The following is a 420-nucleotide window of genomic DNA, read 5'->3' as shown; positions in this document are numbered from 1 at the left end:
AGCTTAGTCTCGACGCCTTGGCGAAGCTCGCCGGCGTGTCGAAAGGAACGGTCGTGGCGCTGGAACAGGGCAAGGCAAATCCGAGCATCGGCGTCCTGTGCCGTCTGGCAGCGGCCTTTTCGGTATCGGTGTCCGATCTCGTGAGCGATCCATTACCCGCCAGTTCGGAAGTCGCGGTCGAGCAGACGACAGGGAATACTCTCTGGACCAGCGCGAAGGGAAGCGAAGCGCGGTTGCTGGCGTCCACCTCCGGCCGGACGATGTTCGAGCTATGGGCGTGGACCATCATGCCGGGCGACGGCTCTCATGCCGATGCCCACAGTCCGGGAACGCGCGAGCTGATTTCCGTTGACCAGGGAAGTCTGCGGATCACGGTCGGCAATGAGGTGCTGACCCTGAGCGCCGGCGAAAGCGCCCGAC

Annotated in this window: 1 protein-coding gene; it reads left to right on the top strand. The window is 64.0% G+C overall.

Annotated features, from left to right (window positions below; translation table 11 throughout):
• A partial coding sequence (locus ACEWB7_RS18080) for a helix-turn-helix domain-containing protein (protein ID WP_411581097.1) occupies window positions 1-420 on the top strand: 420 nt, incomplete at both ends.

The organism is Acinetobacter sp. NIOH-H-8, assembly GCF_046635365.1.
GTDB lineage: Bacteria > Pseudomonadota > Gammaproteobacteria > Pseudomonadales > Moraxellaceae > Acinetobacter.
Note: the sequence above shows the minus strand (reverse complement) of the source record. Positions and strands in the feature narration are given on the sequence as shown.